The organism is Streptomyces sp. NPDC047886, from assembly GCF_043204435.1.
In the GTDB taxonomy this organism is placed as follows: domain Bacteria; phylum Actinomycetota; class Actinomycetes; order Streptomycetales; family Streptomycetaceae; genus Streptomyces.
Genome location: NZ_JBIDCF010000004.1, coordinates 146,246 through 164,560 on the forward strand (window position 1 = coordinate 146,246; position 18,315 = coordinate 164,560).

12 protein-coding genes are annotated in these 18,315 nt (G+C 72.5%); 4 read left to right on the forward strand and 8 right to left on the reverse strand.

Features of this window, described 5'->3' with window-relative positions:
* Positions 1–16 precede the first annotated feature (16 nt).
* The 5 genes from ACGF5U_RS15675 to ACGF5U_RS15695 all read right to left on the reverse strand — a co-directional run bounded on the left by ACGF5U_RS15675 (position 17) and on the right by ACGF5U_RS15695 (position 7,151).
* On the reverse strand, positions 17–1,075 hold the full coding sequence (locus ACGF5U_RS15675) for a DUF1702 family protein (protein WP_392714569.1): 1,059 nt from the start codon (positions 1,073–1,075) through the stop codon (positions 17–19).
* Position 1,076: 1 nt separating this feature from the next.
* Positions 1,077–2,402 (reverse strand): ABC1 kinase family protein, encoded by a 1,326-nt coding sequence (locus ACGF5U_RS15680; protein ID WP_392714570.1) that lies wholly within the window; start codon positions 2,400–2,402, stop codon positions 1,077–1,079.
* Between the two features lie 53 nt (positions 2,403–2,455).
* Positions 2,456–3,007: a hypothetical protein gene (locus ACGF5U_RS15685; RefSeq protein ID WP_392714571.1), complete on the reverse strand. Its 552-nt coding sequence runs from the start codon at positions 3,005–3,007 to the stop codon at positions 2,456–2,458.
* A 233-nt stretch (positions 3,008–3,240) separates the two neighbouring features.
* On the reverse strand, positions 3,241–4,767 hold the full coding sequence (locus tag ACGF5U_RS15690; protein ID WP_392714572.1) for an MFS transporter: 1,527 nt from the start codon (positions 4,765–4,767) through the stop codon (positions 3,241–3,243).
* A 491-nt stretch (positions 4,768–5,258) separates the two neighbouring features.
* Entirely contained in the window at positions 5,259–7,151 is a 1,893-nt protein-coding gene (locus ACGF5U_RS15695) for a rhamnogalacturonan lyase (RefSeq protein ID WP_392714573.1), read from the reverse strand.
* A 536-nt stretch (positions 7,152–7,687) separates the two neighbouring features.
* On the opposite strand from ACGF5U_RS15695, the gene ACGF5U_RS15700 reads away from it, so the two are divergent.
* Entirely contained in the window at positions 7,688–8,434 is a 747-nt protein-coding gene (locus ACGF5U_RS15700; protein WP_392714574.1) for a GNAT family N-acetyltransferase, read from the forward strand.
* Positions 8,435–8,497: 63 nt separating this feature from the next.
* Here ACGF5U_RS15700 and katG read toward each other — a convergent pair whose 3' ends face one another.
* The 3 genes from katG to ACGF5U_RS15715 all read right to left on the reverse strand — a co-directional run bounded on the left by katG (position 8,498) and on the right by ACGF5U_RS15715 (position 14,599).
* Positions 8,498–10,687, reverse strand: coding sequence for a catalase/peroxidase HPI (katG, locus tag ACGF5U_RS15705; RefSeq protein WP_392714575.1), 2,190 nt, complete (start codon positions 10,685–10,687; stop codon positions 8,498–8,500).
* A gap of 266 nt (positions 10,688–10,953) precedes the next feature.
* Entirely contained in the window at positions 10,954–12,516 is a 1,563-nt protein-coding gene (locus tag ACGF5U_RS15710; RefSeq protein ID WP_392714576.1) for a DUF4139 domain-containing protein, read from the reverse strand.
* A 7-nt stretch (positions 12,517–12,523) separates the two neighbouring features.
* Entirely contained in the window at positions 12,524–14,599 is a 2,076-nt protein-coding gene (locus ACGF5U_RS15715; RefSeq protein ID WP_392714577.1) for a DUF4139 domain-containing protein, read from the reverse strand.
* 315 nt (positions 14,600–14,914) lie between these two features.
* On the opposite strand from ACGF5U_RS15715, the gene ACGF5U_RS15720 reads away from it, so the two are divergent.
* The 3 genes from ACGF5U_RS15720 to ACGF5U_RS15730 all read left to right on the forward strand — a co-directional run bounded on the left by ACGF5U_RS15720 (position 14,915) and on the right by ACGF5U_RS15730 (position 18,312).
* Entirely contained in the window at positions 14,915–15,340 is a 426-nt protein-coding gene (locus ACGF5U_RS15720; RefSeq protein WP_392714578.1) for a peptidoglycan-binding protein, read from the forward strand.
* A 407-nt stretch (positions 15,341–15,747) separates the two neighbouring features.
* The gene (locus ACGF5U_RS15725; protein WP_392714579.1) at positions 15,748–17,166 is read left to right on the forward strand and encodes a DEAD/DEAH box helicase; all 1,419 of its coding nucleotides are present in this window, start codon (positions 15,748–15,750) and stop codon (positions 17,164–17,166) included.
* A gap of 552 nt (positions 17,167–17,718) precedes the next feature.
* Entirely contained in the window at positions 17,719–18,312 is a 594-nt protein-coding gene (locus ACGF5U_RS15730) for a DUF485 domain-containing protein (RefSeq protein ID WP_392714580.1), read from the forward strand.
* Positions 18,313–18,315: the final 3 nt, after the last annotated feature.

Here is an 18,315-nt window from a genome sequence, read left to right on the forward strand (position 1 = left end):
GGGGCGGGCGCGGTCGTCACGGGCATGTGTCCCCTCGGCGGCTGCGGAGGTACTGGTCACGGATGGCGGCGCGCCAGCGCTGGTAGTCACCGGTGCCGGCGGGCGCGGGGCCCAGCGTGGCGCGGGCCAGGTCGGTCCAGGCGGCGGCCTCCTCGACGGTGCCGCCGGTCATGACCCGTGCCGCCTCGGCGGTGTGGTCGGGCACGGTGCCGGAGACGTGGTGGGCCTTGCAGGCGAAGGCGCAGCCCTGGGCGAGGTCGGCACGGTGTTCGCGGGCGGCTTCGGTCAGTCGGCGCAGTTCCTCGGGGGTGGCGCCGCCCGCGTAGGTGGCGGCGAGGCCGGCCCCGCTCCACAGGTCGCCGCGCCGGGACGGGGCGAACTCGGCGATGCGCAGGGCGACGCCGTCGGGGTCGGCGCACTCGTGGAACCAGAGGGCACGGCCGACGCCCTGGTCGCGGATGGCCCGCTGGTCGGCGGTCAGGCCGCGCTCGACCCGCTGCCGCCCGATCACCCGGTCGGGTGTGAAGAACGCCTGGTGGAAGCCGTATCCGTCCCAGGCGAGCCAGCGTTCGGGCGGGGCGGCCCCGGGGCTGCCGTGCCGGGGCCGCAGTCCGAGCCGGGCGTACGCCCAGCCCACGCCGACGTGGACGAGGTGGGGGTGGCGGGATGCCGGGCCGAGGAGCAGCGCGGCGCAGCGGCGGCCGCGCGCGCCGGTGAGGAGGTCCAGGACACCGCAGGCCATGGCCGCGCCCTCGTAGGCGAATCCGCGCCGTCGCGCGGGAAGCCGGTCCACCTCGGCGGCCAGGTCGGCCAACGTGCGGACGTGGAGCGCGGCGTGGAATCCGGTGAGGAAGGCTCCGCCGGCCTGCTGGAGAACGCCGCGTGCGGGGCCCGGCCGCAGCCGGAACCGCCGTACGCCGAGGTCGACTTGTGCCGCGTCCTGGTGCAGCAGGGGGATCAGAAGGGGCCGCAGCGGCCGGGGGACCACGGCGGGTGCCGGCGGCCCGGGGGTGGAGCGCGCGGTCGTGCGGCCGGCCGTGGGCCGGGCGGTGGGGCCGGGTGGAGAGGAGGACATGTCAGCTGGACTCCTGTTGTTTCCGTGCGGCGTTGGCGATGGCGCGCTCCATGAGGGCGATGATCAGGTAGGGCTTGGCGACTGCCTGGAAGTCGAGGTGAGGGCCGAGCTCCCGTACGGTGCCCTCCAGGACGAGGAGCGACAGGATCGGGAAGACGAACTGCGGGTCGGCGTACAGGCCGTGGTGGCGCTGCAGGGCGAAGAGGCTCGTGGCGAACGCCTTGAGGTCGAACTCGGCGGCCGTGGCGCCGCTGTGGGCGTCGACGAGCGAGGCCAGGGCGCGGCGGAAGGCGGCGGTGTCGGTCCGTGGGCCGGGGCGTGCGGTGGAGAGCACGATGTCGGCGCAGGTCTGCCCGTCTCCTCGGCTCATGGCGTCGAAGAAGTCGGTGAACTTCTCCCTGGCGTGGGGGGTGAGCCGTACGGTGAAACCGGCGTCCACGATGGTCACGGCGCGGCCGGGCCCGCAGACCAGGTTGCCGGGGTGGAGGTCGCAGTGGACGAGGCCGTCGAGGAACAGCATGTGGTAGGCGGCGCGCAGGGCGGTGACGGCGGCCTGCGCGCCGTCCTGCGCGAGGGGCCTCGGCCGGTGCAGGTCGTCGAGGTACTCCATGACGAGCACGTCCGGCCCGCAGAGCTCTTCGTACACAGCGGGTACGCGTACGCCGGGTTCGTCGTCCAGGTTCTCCCTCAGGAGACGGAGGTTCTCCCGCTCGCGCTCGAAGTCGAGCTGTCCGCGCAGGGAGTCGGCGAGCTGCCGTACGACGTCGACGACGGGGATTCCGCGCAGCGGCGGTACCACGGCGACCAGCCGCGCGACGGCCTGCATGACGGCGAGGTCGGCGGAGAGGAGAGGGACGATGCCCGGTCTGCGGACCTTGAGGGCGACGGTGCTGCCGTCGGTCAGTTCGGCCCGGTAGACGCAGGCGATGGTGCCGGCCGCCACGGGCGGTCGGATCGCCAGGTCCCCTTCGTCGCGCAGCAAGCGGCGCAGCCCGGCGTCGAGCCGCCGGACGCCGTCGGCGCCGAGCGGCCGGGGCCGTACCTGGTCGTGCAGGGAGCTCAGCACCCGGGAGATGTGACGGGGGATCACATCCGCGCGGGTGCTGAGGATCTGGGCCGCCTTGATGAAGGCCGGCCCGAGCGCGGTCACCGTGGCGAGGAGCCAGGTGTCGCGCAGGGGAATGAAGCGGTTCCTGGCCGGCGGGAGTGCGCAGCGCAGGACGATCGAGGCCAGGACGGCCAGCCGGGCGGTCAGGATGAGGCAGACCCGCAGGCAGCGTACGACGCCGGCGGAGACTGCCAGACTTCGCGTCTCGACGTGGCTCATGACCCTTCGCCCCTCCCTGTCACCCCTGACCGGTCAGCGTGTTCGCCGGCGGCTCAGCCGCCGACGCGCACGGGGAACTTGTCGATCGTGGCGATCACCTGGTCGGTGTCCGGGTGGACCAGCCGGATCGGGTTCTCCAGCCGGTAGAAGTCCCCGTCCGGCGGGAACTTGCTGAGTTCCGGGCTGAGGAGCTTCGCGGGCTCCTTGGTGCGCAGGACCAGCGGCTCGCGAGCCGCCATCGCACCCTGCTCTCCGCCCGGCGGACGCTCGATGGTCAGCTTGAACGACAGGAACATCGTGGCGCTGAGCTTCGGTGGGAAGTGCTGGACGATCTTCAGGAGGCTGTCCGGTGTCGCCTCCATGCTGTCCTGCTCGATGGTGATGCGGCCCAGCTCCGGGTGGTCGGCCTCGACCTTGTGGCCGATGACCTTGAGGACGACCGCCTTGTGGGGCGGCTCGGACGGGTGGGCTTCCACCCGGACCTTGATGCCGCCCTTGAACTCGACGTTCACGAGAGCGGTGCGGATCTTGAGCGGTACGTTGGCGGCGTAACAACTGCAGGGGACTTCGGCGCCGAGGGACGGCAGCACTGTGGCTGTGGGCACGAGGAAAAACCTCCTCAAGGTACGCGTCGGTTGTTGGTGGTGCAATTTCGACATGCCCTCGGCTCTGCCATTCGGACCCCTTTCCTGCCCTTATTCACCTGGTAGGGGGATGATGCAGGGAATCAGGAGTTGTGCGCCGGTAATATGCGCAGGGGTTTTTCATTCAGGCGGCTAATATCTAAGTAAGATAACCATCCGGCGATTGTGGGGATTTCGGATGGTGGATATCGCGCTCAGTCGGAAGGGCGGCTCTCACTCCGGTGGCGCCCCCGTGCTCCGCGTTCGGGGATGACGTCGTCGAGCTGTCGTCCACGGGTCTCCGGCCCGTACCGCACGAAGACGATCGCGGCCAGGGACAGGGGGACGGCGGCCAGGAGCGCGGTGGTGGCCAGCGAGGGCACCGCGACGGCGGCGACGGACAGCGCGAGGATCAGAACGCCGCCCGCCTTGCTCGTGGCGGCGGCCCAACTCGTCCCGCCGGCGCGCAGCGGGGTCGGGTAGGCCTCGGAGGCGTAGGCGGCCACGACGGCCGCAGTGGCGCTGATGCCCCACAGCGGGACGAAGAGCAGCAGGTGCAGCAGTCCGTGCCGGGCGGCGTCCTGCCCGAGGGAGGCCACCGCGACCAGGGCCGCGGTGGTGACCGTGCTCAGCGCGACGATGGTGCGGCGGCTGCTCCAGAACCCGTAGAGGGCCGCCGTGACGACATTGAGGGGCAGACTGATCAGCGCGCTGTCACGCAGTACGCGGTCGGGGGACACCCCGCCGACCCCCGTACGAGCGAGGTTCATCGGCAGCCACATCTGGAAGCCGTGGGCGAGGAGGCCCGAGGCGAGGGCCAGGAGGGTGACGGCCAGGGTGACGCCCCGGAAGGGCCGATCGAGGAGTCCCGCGTAGCCGGAGCGGCCGACGGGCCGTGACGGCGTCGGGCCGGTCGCGGTGCCCGCCTCGGTGGTGGCGGTCCGCAGCGTGGCGCCGTAGCGGGCCAGCACGGCGTGGGCCTCGGCCCGGCGGCCCGTGGCGAGCAGATAGCGCGGCGACTCGGGGATCCAGCGGTTGAGGAGGATCAGCAGGACACCGGTCGGCAGCCCGACGAGCCAGAGGATCCGCCAGCTGTAGCGCGGGACGAGTTCGGCGGCCAGCCAGCTGGTGAGCACATAGGCCACGGTGATGTTCCCGCCGATGAGGACCATGGCCCAGCCCCGGTGGCGGCGCGGGACGGTCTCGGCGAGCAGGGTGAAGGTGATGGGGATCAGCCCGCCGGCGGCGACGCCCATGAGGAAGCACATCGCGAGGTTCCACGTGAAGTCGGGCATGGCGCCGCAGACGGCCGTGGTGGCGAAGAGCATGCCGGCCAGCAGGATGGAGCCGCGCCGCCCGATGCGGTCGCCGAGCCAGCCCCAGAGGAACGAGCCCGTCATCGTGCCGGAGATGCCCGACAGCGGCAGCCATGCCACCGGTACGTCGCCGCCGGGGTGGAGCGGCGAGGCGAGGCCGTACTCGGCGGCGACACCGGGGGCGACGAACGACAGCGTCATCGGCTTCATCACGTCGATGGTCACCGCGAGGGACAGCACCAGCAGCAGCCCGACGTGGGCGGGGCGCAGCGGAGCGTCGTCCATGGCGCCGACCCGCACGGAGACGACCTTGCGCCGCACGTCCCCGGAGCCCAGCGGCACCAGGCCGTAGAGCACGGCCGCGAGTCCGGCGACGACGAGGGCCATGCCCGCCGTCATGGCGCCGTCCATGGGCATCCCGGCCATCCGGTACCCCATGTGCCGGGCATGCCAGTACATCGGGAGGTGCAGCAACGCCCCCGCCGTGCAGGCCGAAGCGCCCGCCCAGAACGCGACGGGCCGAGCGAAATCCTGCCCCGTGCGGCCGCGACACCGGTGCGCGTCGTCGTTCATACGGCCCTTGCCCACACCTCTCCGTCGCGGTGCGCCTCTCCCCGGCGGCGCTCCCGGCCGTGTCCACGGGGAAGCCGCGGCCGTACGGGTCGCCACGCCGCACCCCGGCGGCCGACGCCCGCCGAAGTGGCGTGTCGGTCCCCGCGGTCCGGCGGAGGTTCCGCTTCACCCGCCGGTCCCGAGTACGGCTCCAGAAGGCTGCCCTCCGTACCGCCCCGCCACACGTCGCTCCTGGAGCGGCCGGTACGCCCACGCCCGCGCCGGACGGGTCACTCCCACCCGGTTCCACGGAGGTGGAAAGCCACGCGGCCCGGCCGGGCGGCCGGGCCTCATGACGCCGTGGTTCAGGGGGTGTAGACGGTGGGGCGGGGCGGGGTGGGCATGTTGCCGCCGATGAAGAAGCTCGGGTGCGGGGGCTGGTTGTAGGCGGTGTTCTGCCAGGCGAGGGCGGTGCGGTACTGGGTGTCGTGGAGCAGCGTGGTGATGCGGGTGCCGGTCTGGTGCGGCGTGCTGTAGACGCGCAGGGCGCGGTTGTCGGTGGTGGGCCAGACGACCTCCTCGCGCCAGTCGCCGACGATGTCCCCCGACAGGGCCGGGGTGGACTTGGTGCCGTTGTTGGAACGGACGCCGGATCCGGTCAGCAGCCGGGTGTCGCCCGACGTGCCGTACTTGTCGACGCGGGTGCCGTCGAGGAGTTCGCGGACGGTGTCGCCGTCCCACCACGACAGGAAGTTGATGCTGGACGGCTCCCGGCCCAGGGAGCCGCCGGTCGCGGAGCGCAGGGTGGTGTCGGAGGCCGACCACGCCTCGGCACCCGGGCTGCCGGCGTAGACGTCGGCGGCGACACCCCGGCCGTTGTCGGCGCCCGATGCCGTCTGCCACAGGATCTGGCCGGTGCGCGCGTCGGCCATCCACGATCCGGGCTTCGAGCGGTCCTCGGAGACCTTGAAGTACTCCAGGCCCGGTCGGGACGGGTCGAGGTCGCCGACGTGGCCCGCGTCGCCGTGGCCCAGCCTGGTCGTCCACAGGCCGGCGCCGTTGTCGTCGACGGTCATCGCGCCGTAGACGATCTCGTCCCTGCCGTCGTTGTCGACGTCGGCGATCGCCAGACTGTGGTTGCCCTGGCCGTCGTACCCCTTGCCCGCGTTGGTCGAGGAGTTGGTGTCGAAGGTCCATCGGCGGGTGAAGGCGCCGTTCCGCCAGTCCCAGGCGGCGATGACCGTACGGGTGTAGTAGCCGCGGGCCATGATCAGCGAGGGGCGGGCGCCGTCCAGGTACGCGGTGCCGGCGAGGAAGCGGTCGACGCGGTTGCCGTAGGAGTCGCCCCAGGAGGAGACGGTGCCGCGCGCCGGGACGTAGGCGACGGACTGCATCGCCCTGCCGGTCTGCCCGTTGAACATGGTCAGGAACTCCGGCCCTGACAGCACGTATCCGCTGGAGTTGCGATGGTCGGCGGACGCGCTGCCGATCACCGCGCCGGTCCCGTCCCGGGTGCCGTCGGCGGTCTTCATGGCGACCTCGGCCCGGCCGTCGCCGTCGTAGTCGTACACCTGGAACTGCGTGTAGTGCGCCCCGGAGCGGATGTTGCGCCCCAGGTCGACGCGCCACAGGCGGGTGCCGTCCAGCCGTATGCCGTCGACGATCGTGTTGCCGGTGTAGCCGGACTGGGAGTTGTCCTTGGCGTTGGTCGGCTGCCACTTCAGGACCAGGTCGAGCCTGCCGTCGCCGTCGAGGTCGCCGGTACTGGCGTCGTTGGCCTCGTAGCCGTACGCGACCCCGTCCGGGGTCGTGCCGCCGGCCGGCGGCGAGATCGGCACGTCCAGGTACCCGGACCGGAACTGGAGCGCGCGCTCGGAGGCTGGCTGCTCGGTGCCGTTCACCACCGCGCGCACCGTGTAGTCGGCGGAGGCCGGGGCGCCCGCGTCGAAGTAGTTGGTCGAGGTGGTGAGCGGCGAGGAGGTGAGCCGGGTGCCGCCGCGGTAGACGTGGAACGCCACGTCGTTCGGGTCGGTGGCCAGCCACCGCCACGACACGAGGTTGCCGCTGCCGGTGTGGGTGCTGGTCAGTCCCCGGTCGAGGCGTTCCACCTGCCGGGCGGTCGCGGCATGCGCGGTGTGCGGCAGCCCGGCGAGCGTGGCGGCGGCCAGCGCGGCGACGGCCGTGAGGCCGCCGATCCACCGGCCTCTCGCTCGGGAAAGTCGCGGCGTGGCGCGGGGGAGCCGGTGTGCGTCGGTCACGATGACCTCCGGTGTGTGGGGTGTGAGTGAACGCGCGGGCCTGGGGGGACGGCGCGCGGGCGACGGGTCACTCAGACATCGGTGGGAACGCTCAGGCCTGTGTGGGAACGCTCCCACGGCGTGGAGCGTAAGAAGCCACTGATGTGTCGTCAAGGATTCTGTCCGAGTTTGATGTTCGGTCATGTGGGAATCGGTGGCAGGCTCGTGGACCGTCGGGTCTCCCGCCTCGGGGGCGCACGGGGGCGGGCCGGACAGGGCGCGGCGCGCGGGATCCGCCACGCGCCCCGTCACTCCGGTCTGACTCGGAGTGGTTCCCGGAGACGGGCTCGCGGTCGTGTATCCCGCGAGGCGACGACCCGGGCCGTGGGCCGGCCACCCGCCCCGATTAGACTGCGTCCGCACGTACGTCGCCGAACTGGGCGCCGTCGCCCGGCGGAACCTCCGGCCTCGCCCGGCCTCGCCCGGCGGAACCCGCAGCGTCCGACGGCGTCGCGCCGGTCGGTGGACTCCCCGTATGACAGAAGAGGCTCAGCACGATGGTGGACCGCGACGCCGTCTCACTCGACGACCCGGTGGGCGAGTCACTCCGCCGTCACCACGCACACCTCGGCCGCCGACTGGGCCAGGCGGCCACCTTCCTGCCCGGAGTCGCGACCTTCTCCGCGGTGCCCATCGACCCCGGTCCTGCGGAGTGGGCCGACCTCGCTCGGCTGCTCGGCCGGGGGGAGTTCGCCGACATGTTCAGCTGCCCCGCGATCCCGCCGCCGGACTGGGAGCCGGTCTTCGTCCTCGAAGGCCGCCAGATGATCTGGCCCGGCGGTGGCGGGGCCGCTGGTGGGCACGAACACGCTCATGCCGAACCCGACAGCGGTGCGACCGACAGCGGTGCGACCGACGGCGGCGTGGTCGAACTGGGCGCGGAAGACGTTCCCGAGATGCTCGGCCTCGTCGAACGGACGCGCCCGGGGCCGTTCTGGCCGCGTACCCGCGAACTCGGCACGTACCTCGGCATCCGTGACCGCGGCACGTTGGTGGCGATGGTGGGCGAACGGCTCCGGCCTCCCGGATGGACCGAGATCAGTGCCGTCTGCACCGCTCCCGAGGCACGCGGGCGAGGCCACGCCGCCCGCCTGGTGAGCGCGCTCGCCAGGCGCGTCCTGGCTCGGGACGAACGTCCCTTCCTGCACGTGGCCGAGGCGAACACCGGCGCGATCGCACTCTACGAGCGCCTCGGGTTCGAGACCCGGAAGCACGTCACCTTCCGCGGGTTCCGCACTCCGTGACCGCCTCGGGCACCCGGATCGCGTGCCCGGCCGGCCGGTGGACGGCCGACCGGGGCACCCGACTCAGCGGAGATCGAACCGATCGAGGTTCATCACCTTGTCCCACGCCGCAACGAAGTCACGCGTGAACTTCTCTCCCGCGTCCTCCGACGCGTAGACCTCCGAGACGGCTCGCAGCTGGGAGTGCGCACCGAAGACGAGGTCGACGGCGGTGGCGGTCCACTTCACCTCGCCCGTGGCACGATCCCGGCCTTCGAACACGTTCTCGGTCGAAGTCGACGCCTTCCACTCCGTGCCCATGTCGAGCAGGTTGACGAAGAAGTCGTTGGTCAACGTCTCCGGGCGGTGGGTGAACACACCGTGTGCCGAGCCCTGGAAACCGGTGTTCAGGGCCCGCATGCCGCCGATCAGCACCGTCATCTCGGGGGCGGTCAGCGTCAACAGGTTGGCGCGGTCCAGCAGGAGGGTCTCGGGCGACAACTTCTCTCCCGCCCTGAGGTAGTTGCGGAAGCCGTCCGCCTTGGGTTCGAGCACCGCGAACGACTCCACGTCGGTCTGCTCCTGCGAGGCGTCCGTCCGCCCCGGTGCGAACGGGACCGTGATGTCGTACCCGGCGTTCTTCGCGGCCCGTTCGACGGCCGCACACCCGCCCAGGACGATCAGGTCGGCGAGCGAGACCCTCGTTCCGCCGGTCTGCGAGGCGTCGAAGTCCCGCCGGATCCGATCGAGGGTCTCCACGGTATCGGCCACCTCGGGCAGGCGGTTGACCTCCCAGTCCTTCTGCGGCGCGAGCCGGATCCGTGCCCCGTTGGCCCCGCCGCGCCGGTCGGTGCCCCGGAAGCTCGACGCCGACGCCCACGCTGTGGTGACCAGCTGGGAGACGGACAGTCCCGAGCCGAGGATCCTGTCCTTGAGGGCGGCGATGTCCTCGTCCCCGACGAGTTCGTGATCGACAGCGGGGACGGGGTCCTGCCACAGCTGCGGCTCGGGGATCCACGGTCCGAGATAGCGCGACAGGGGGCCCATGTCGCGGTGCAACAGCTTGTACCAGGCTTTGGCGAACGCGACCGCGAGCCTGTCCGGGTTCTCGTGGAAGCCCTTCGCGATCGGCCCGTAGACCGGGTCGACCTTCAGCGCGAGGTCCGTCGTCAGCATCATGGGCGCGTGCCGCTTCGACGGATCGTGCGCATCGGGCACAGTGCCCTGGGCCGACGGATCCGTGGGGGTCCACTGCTTCGCCCCGGCGGGGCTCGTCGTCAGCTCCCAGTCGTACCGGAACAGGTTGTCCAGGTACCCGTTGTCCCACTTCGTCGGCTCGGAGGTCCACGCGCCCTCGAGCCCACTGGTGAGCGCGTCGGCGCCCTTGCCGCTGCCGTGGGTGTTCCGCCAGCCGAGGCCCTGCTGCTCGATCGGGCCGGCTTCGGGCTCCGGTCCGATGTACGCGGGATCGACCGCACCATGGCACTTGCCGAACGTGTGGCCGCCGACGATGAGGGCGACCGTCTCCTCGTCGTTCATCGCCATACGCCCGAACGTCTCGCGAATGTCCCTGGCGGCGGCCATCGGATCCGGGTCGCCGTTGGGGCCCTCCGGATTGACGTAGATCAGTCCCATCTGCACGGCACCGAAAGGAGCCGCGAGTTCCCGGTCCCCGCTGTAGCGCTCATCGCCGAGCCAGGTGTCCTCGGGCCCCCAGAAGATCTCCTCGGGTTCCCAGATGTCCTCTCGCCCGAATCCGAAACCGAACGTCTTGAACCCCATCGATTCCATGGCGCAGTTACCGGCGAATACCAGCAGATCGGCCCAGGAGATCTTCCGGCCGTACTTCCGCTTGACCGGCCACAGCAGACGGCGCGCCTTGTCGAGGCTCGCGTTGTCCGGCCAGCTGTTGAGAGGGGCGAAGCGCTGCGCCCCGCTGCCGCCACCGCCGCGGCCGTCGGCTACGCGGTACGTTCCCGCGGCGTGCCAGCTCATCCGGATGAAGAGCGGCCCGTAGTGACCGTAGTCGGCAGGCCACCAGTCCTGGGACGCCGTCATCACCTCGAAGACGTCCTGCTTGAGGGCGTCGAGGTCGAGGGTCGCGAACTCCTTCGCGTAGTCGAAGTCCTCGCCCATCGGATCGGAGCGGGACGAGTGCTGGTGGAGAACCTGAAGATCCAGCTGATTCGGCCACCAGTCCCGATTCGTCCTGGGCCGAGTCGGCGTGGGGGTCGGGGAGGGAATTGCCGGGTTCTCGCTTTCGCTGCCGGACACGTCCGTCCTTCTTTCTGTCTCGGTGCTTCCTTCTGCTGGCTGCCGCTCGTGACGTCGTTCGCCTTGCCGGTGTCGGCGTCCGTATGGTCGCGCACCGCCGACCGCACCGCTACGAGAACACGCAGAGGGCCCCGCGCGAGAAGTCGACGACCGAATGCGGGTCGGGTGCCGTATGGCGTATGGCGTATGCGTGAGGCCCGGGAGGAGGATTCCCCCGGGCCTCACTCGTCCAGCCGTGTCCGGTCGGGGCCGGACCGCGGTCCGGGTCAGAGCCCGACGACCTTCGCTTTCGCCGACAGCTCGTAGACCAGGGTGACCGTGCGGTGGCTGCCGGGCGGAAGAGTGACGTCCCAGCGGGCGATGCCTTCGGCGTCCACCACGTCGGGCGCCGGGGAGCAGGCGTGCTCGCGCAGGCGTACCTCCACCGCCGCGACCTCGGAGACGGGGATCCGCTCCCGGAGGACGACCACCTGTTCGCCGTGGTCCCCGGGGGCGGAGAACCGGGACAGCCGCAGCTCGACCGTGCGCGTGACCACGGTCCGCTGGCTGATTCCGGCGGAGTCGCGGGACTCCTCGACGTCCCGGACCACCCGATAGTCGTCGCGGCTGCCGAAGGCGAGCTCGACGGGGGCGCCGGGGGCCGTGAAGTCCAGCGTGCCGCGGCCGCTGAATCCGCCGCCACGGATCAGGTCCACCGGCCCGGCGAGCAGCGCGTGACCGGACAGATTGTCGCCCCGCACCACCTGGGTGACCAGCGGGGACAGTTCGGGCGAACAGGCGTACTCGCTGCTCGCCGCCGTGGTGAAGACGGACAGCGGCACGCGGTGGGCGCGGCCGTCCCCGGGCACGGAGACCGGCGCGGGCGCGTGCAGCACCCGTACCTCGCCGCCGTCGTCCACCCCCGGCAGGCCGAGCACCGGGGCGGGACCCAGGTCCCCGATCTCCTCCTCGCGCAGCTCGACGTCGACCGTGCGTCGCTCGGCGGGGGAGCGGTCCTCCAGCGTCAGCCGGTCCTCGGCAAGGCGCGGTGGGTCGGTGGCCAGCGCCGACCGGGCCGTCGACAGCGTCAGCCGTACGTCCGACCAGTCCTCGCCCGTGCGCTGCCAGACCATCGCGTCGGTCTCCAGCGTCAGCGATTCCCCGTCGAGCACGGCCCGGTAGGCGGGCCGCCACAGCGCACACGGGGTGAGGTGGCTCAGTCGCAGTCCGACCGGCCCGGCGACCGCGGACTCCACGGTCAGCTCGACATGGCCGACCAGTTCGGCGGCCTCGCTCTCCGAGAGAGCCATGGCCCGCCGGGCCTCCCCGAGTTCGGCGGCGAGGTCGGCGAGCCGGGTTTCCACGGTGCGGAGTCGCTCGCCGTACGTGTCGCGCTCGTCGTCCACCCGGTCCAGTTCGCGGGCCCAGCGCGGCCCTTCGGACTCCCCGGCCCCCGCGCCTTCGCCGATCTCCCGGAGGAGATCGGCGGCGAGGCGGCCCAGCAGGGCGAGGCGGGCGCGCAGCCGATCGCGTCGCTGCTCCAGCACGAGCCGCTCCTCTTCGAGGGTGTGCTCAAGGCGGCGCAGGGCGGAGTCGTCATCGGTGGGCGGCAGCGGCCCGCGCGGCGTCCAGCTCCGGACGATCCGCACGTCGAGCACGGTCGCCGGGTGATCGGCCGTCAGCTCGGCGTGGAGGGTGCGGTCGACGGCCAGCGCGCTGACCGGCCCGAGGCGCAGCCGCTGGACCCCGGCCTCCAGTGGGAGTACGGCTGCGCGCTCGACATGGGCGCGGTCCTCCAGGCAGGTGACGGCGGTGACGGGAAGGGCGATCGGCTTCGGGGCCGTGGACATGCGTGTGTCAGCTCCTGCGGTTGCCGCCGACCAGGGCCTTGCCGGCCGGGATGCGGATCTCGTAGCCGCCGTCGAGGGCGGCGGTGCCTCCGAGGGGCAGCTCCACCCTCCAGACGCGGGTGCCCGGGGCGTGCCGCTCGGGCCACGCGCCGACGTCGGGGGCGGTCCAGTCGCCCCGCTCCTCGATCCGTACGTCCGGTTCGGAGGTGACCGGGACGCGCTCGCGTACCTCGACGGTGACGGGCGTCCTGAGCCCGTTGGCCAGCTCCACGCGCACGCGGTGGTCGAGCACGGTGGTGTTGTTGCGCAGACCCGATGTGGACTCGTGGAGGTTTGTACGGCGGGTGACCCGGATGCCCTCGGCCGGGCCGAGCCCCACCCGGCGGACACCGCCGGGCGCGAGTGTGGGCAGCGCGGCGGTCAGCAGGAAGTCGTCGTCGACGGTGACCTCCACCGGACCGGCCAGCAGAGCCTGGTCGGTGGCGTTGGAGAGCACCAGCGTCGCGTACACGGTCTGCTCCACGGACGGCACGCAGAGGTACTCGGTGCGCAGACCGACCGGGATCTCGCCGACGGTGATGGTGTGCCAGGTGCCGTCCGACGGAATGTCGGCGCGGGCGGCGGCGTCGAAGCGGTGGTCGAAGGAGCCCGCCGACTCACGGGGCCGCACGGCGTGTCCGGGCAGCGGCAGCGCGGCCACCGCTTCGGCGCGGCGGCGGTACTCGGCCGCCACCGGGTCGAAGGGCGAGTCGGTGAACAGCCGGCCCCTGCGACCGCCCTCCTCGTCGGGGCCGCACAGGACGAGGGCGGTGTAGTCGAGTTCGGCGCCGCTCGGCTGCGGCGGCCCTGCCACCGGTGCCGGAGGCGGTGGCGGCGCGGCCCGGCCGGGAGCCGCAGGGCCTGCCGGAGCCGCGGGTGCCATGGCGGCGGCGGGCGCCGCGAAGGACCTGCCGCCGGTACGCGGCCTGGCGCCGGGTCGCGACCCGACCGGCTGCGCGGCGCCCGGTGCGCCGTACGCCTGCGGCGCCGGGGGCGGCGGCGGAACGGGCTCGGCCGTGGAGCCGCCCGCGATGGCCCCGGGTGCGGTGGTTGTGGCGGGGCGGGGGCCGGCCGCGTCGTAGCCGGCGAACAGGTCGGCGAGCCCCGCCGGGGGTTCGCGCCAGCCGGAAGACGGGGGAGCGGGCTGGCGGCGTCCGATCCGGATCGAGCGGAGCCTCGGCAGGTCGGTGCGGCGCCGCAGGTCGGCCGTGGCCAGGGCGACGCGTACACCGGTCCAGTCCTCGCCGGTGCGCTGGGCGACCGAGGCGCGCAGCACCAGACGACCGCTGCCGTCGCCCTGGCGGTGGGTGAGCCGGTAGGCAGGCACCCATACGGCGCCCGGCACGCCGTACTCCAGCTCCAGTTCCCACTCCGCCCCCGGCTCCGCCGTGGCGGCGCCGTCGAGGGTGACGACCGCGGAGACCGTGGTGTCCACGTGCGCTGACGGTGCGTCGGTGGAGGCGCGGTCGAGCCGGTCCGCGGCGACGTCGAGTTCGTGCCCGACGCGGCGCAGGGTCTCCTCCAGCCCGACGAGGCGGGTGTGCAGGTCCGTCAGCCGGTCGTCGACGAAGTCGGCGAGCTCCAGCCACGCCTCGACCGGGGTGCGGCGGTGCGGGTCCTCACGCTTACGGGCCGGAGGAACCGGGTGCAGAGCGCCGACCTCCTCGATCCGGCCCAGCTGCCGGTCCCGGCGTGCCTGCGCCGCCGCGTACGCGTCGCGCAGGCGCTCGACCTCGCGCCGCAACTCGTCGGGCGTGCCGGTGCCGGTGCCGGAGTGGGTGTCGGTGCCGGAGTGGGTGTCGGTGCCCGTGCCGAGCGGCGCGGCGTCGACCTCCACCCGCGCCCCGGTGACGCGTACACCGGAGACGCCCAGAGCCCGGACCCGCAGTGAGCCGGGGTCAAGCGAGCGGGGCAGCCCCGTCACCCGCACCCTGCCGTCCGGCGGCACGCTGCCCCGGGCCAGGCGGCGGCAGACCGCGCCCTGCGCGTACACCACGACCGAATCGAGGGTCGACCCCCACCGCTGCGCTGTCCCAGCCGTCATGTGCTCCGTCCCCCGCCGCAGTCCGTGCCGAGCGAAGCCTACGCCGAGCGGTCCGCCCGTCGCTGCCGGGTTTCGCCGGTCGCCCGTCGTGCGCGTAGCGTGCGTCCATCCCTCTCCACGGCCGCCTCGCGCACGCGAGTCGCCCCCGGACACGTAAGTCGAATATGCGCACCGCCCCCGCGACTTCTTCTCGCGACGTGCTTTTCTGAGGCGCGTGGTCGCATATTCAATTGTCACCTGATAAATCGTCATTCCCGGATTTCCGGGCCGGGATCTCCCCATGCGGGCGATACGGAATGTGCCTAGCATGAAAACATGGAATCAGAAGGCGGATACTACACAGTCAGGACAGGGGACACGCTGTACGAACTGGCCCGGAGGTTCGGTACCACGGTCGAGCAACTGCAGGCGTGGAACAACATCCCCGACCCGAACAAGATCAAGATCGGCCAGCGGCTGATCGTCAGGCAGGACCAGCTCGGTTATGTTCCGTTCCCGGGAGCCGCGTGGTTCAAGACGCAACCGAACAGCCCCATCATCAGCATGATGGGGGTTCGTCTCATCGAAGAGGGCTGCTCGGCATACGGTCCCGGCGGCCCGCCGTCCCAATGGACCACGCAGCACCGTGACTCGTACGCCAAGTGGCAGCGCAAGCTCGGGTACAAGGGTGCGGACGCGGACGGCTGGCCGGGAGAGAAGTCGTGGACCAGGCTCCGGGTTCCCTTCCCGGTGTACGCGTAGGTATCGCGTAGGTATTGGTCCCTTCCCGTTTACGCGTGGGTATGGAGAGAAGAGTCCGACGAGTTCGACGAGTCCGACGAGTCCGACGAGTCCGACGAGAGCCCGGTCCCGGTCGCTGTTCCGGCAACCCGACCGGGCCTCGTCCGTTCTGCGCCCCGTCCTTCTGTATCTGGTCCTGTCGCGCCGGGTGCTTCTCTCGGGCCGAGCCCTTTCGGGTCGGACGTACGGCGGCTCCGACGGTCCCGTCGGAGTGCGTGTGCGGGCCGGGCGACGGCGGACGGGCGGGGATGGGGCGGGTGCGTGAGTGCGCGCTGGTAAAATCCGTGCACGCTTCGATACCGCCGGGGCCCGTACCAGAAGGTACGGGCCCCGCCGCGTTCCGGGCGCCCGACCGAGGAAGGTTCCCCATGAACGCGAAGCCGCCGCCCCCTGAGCAGTCCCGTGCCGACAGGCCCGCACGGGCGACCGCACCGCACGGTGAACTCCCGGCGCCGCTGACGGCGCCCCCGGAGCTGCCGCGGGCAGAGTCCTTCGACGGGCTCGGGCTGCCGCCGGAACTGCTGCGGACGATGATCGATCTGGGGGTGCGGGAGCCGTTCCCGATCCAGGCGGCGACCCTGCCCCACGCGCTGGCCGGCCGCGACGTCCTCGGCCGCGCCCGGACAGGCTCCGGTAAGACGCTCGCCTTCGGACTCGCGCTGCTCGTCCGGACGGCGGGCCTGCGGGCGGAGCCGAAGAGGCCGCTCGCACTCGTCCTGGTGCCCACCCGGGAACTCGCCCAGCAGGTGAGTGACGCGCTGACGCCGTACGCCCAGGCGCTGAAGGTACGACTGGCGACGGTGGTCGGCGGGCTGTCGATCAACCGGCAGTCGGCGCTGCTGCGGACCGGCGCCGACGTGGTCGTCGCGACGCCGGGGCGGCTGGTCGACCTGGTGTCGCGCCGGGACTGCCACCTGGACCGTGTGCGGATCACGGTGCTGGACGAGGCGGACCAGATGTGCGACCTGGGATTCCTGCCGCAGGTCTCGGACATCCTGGATCAGGTCGGCCGCGACGGGCAGCGGCTGCTGTTCTCGGCCACGCTCGACGGCGATGTCGACCAGCTGGTGCGGAGGCACCTGCACGACCCGGTGCTCGCCTCGGTCGACCGCGTGGCGGGCTCGGTCACCACGATGGAACACCATGTGCTGAACGTCCACGCCGCCGACAAGTACGCGACCGCGACCGAGATCGCCGCGCGCGACGGCCGGGTGCTGATGTTCCTGGAGACCAAGGCCGGCGTGGACCGGTTCACCCGTCATCTGCGGGACAGCGGCGTACGGGCCGCCGCCCTGCACAGCGGGAAGTCGCAGCCGCAGCGTACGCACACGCTCGCCCGGTTCAAGGACGGGGAGGTCACCGTACTGGTGGCCACCAACGTCGCGGCGCGCGGCATCCACATCGACGCGCTCGACCTGGTGGTCAACGTCGATCCGCCGGCCGACGCCAAGGACTATCTGCACCGCGGCGGGCGCACGGCGCGCGCCGGGGAGTCCGGCAACGTGGTCACCCTGGTCACCCCGAACCAGCGGCGCGAGGTGAACCGGATGATGTCCGACGCCGGGATCCGGCCGACCGTCACGCAGGTGCGCTCCGGCGAGGAGCAGCTGACCGCCATCACCGGGGCGCGGCGCCCGCCGGCCGGGGCGAAGGGCGGTGGCGGCAACGCGCCCTTCCGGGGTATCGGCACCCGCCCCGGCCGCCCCGCGAAGGAGTCTCGTAAAGCCGCCGAGGCCCGCAAGGCCGCGGAAGCCCGCGCGGCGGCCCGAGTACGCAGGGGCCGCTGACGCCGGACGCTGCTGTCCGAGCGAGCCGCGTGTGGCAGGCGTGCCGGGCGTGCCGGGCGTGCCGGGCGTGCCGAGCGTGCCGGGCGTGCCAGGCGTGCCGAGCGTGCCGAGCGTGCCGAGCGGGTCGCGCGGGCCGCGTGTGGGGCGGGTCGGGCGAGTGTGCCGAGCGGCCCGAGCGGGCCGCGTGTGGGGCGGGTCGGGCGAGTGTGCCGGGCGGGGCCGAGCTGGGCCGCGTGTGGCAGGCGGGCGAGTGTGCCGGGCGGGCCGGGCGTGCCGGGGGCGTGTGCGCTGGGCGTGAGGCGGCGCGGTGGTGGTCCCGGCGCGGGGCGGTGGGGTGCGGCGGCGGGGGTGACCGGGCCCCGCTGTCTGTCCCGTACGCCCGAGCGCGATGTCGGGCCTCCGCCCGCCTGCCCGGGATCTTCACCGAACCCGCCGTCCAGTCGGTGGAACCCCTCTTACGCCGACTCTCTACCGGTGAGTAACATGCGCGGACCAAACCGCACGCACCCACCCGCCCGCCTGCCCCCAACGGCGGCTAGGAGCAGCACGTCCATGTCGTACCCACGACCCTTCCCCGATCCGCCGCCCTCCCGCCATACCCGAGACGCGGCCTCCTACTTCCAGGACGCGCCCGCGCCGCAGCGCCAGGACGCGCCCGCGCCGCCCCGCCGCGACGCCGACCTCGACGCGCTCCGCTCCGGATACCGCAGGCTGCGCCGCGTCTCGACGCTCACCGCGCTGGGGTACTTCGTCCTGTTCCTCCTGCTCTCCGCCTACGCACCCGGGCTGATGACCAGCGAACTCACCGGCGGCCTCAACATCGGCCTGGTGCTGGGGCTCTGCCAGCTGCCGGTGGCGCTCACGGCGATCGCGCTGTACGAGCGCATCGCACGCCGGCGCGTCGACTCGCTCGCGGAGACCCTTCGGAACCCCGCCTCGCAGGCACCGCACGCCTCGTACGCCTCGCAGGGGTCCCAGCGGTCCCAGGGATCCCAGGGGCCCCAGGCGTCGCAGTGGTCGCGCGCGTCGCAGGCCGCCGGTGGTCCCGCAGCCCACCGCGGCTCGTGGGCGGACGATCCCGGGTACCGGGCCGACCCGGACCAGTGGCAGTGGTCCGACGGCACGACCGGAGGTGTCCGGTCGTGACCG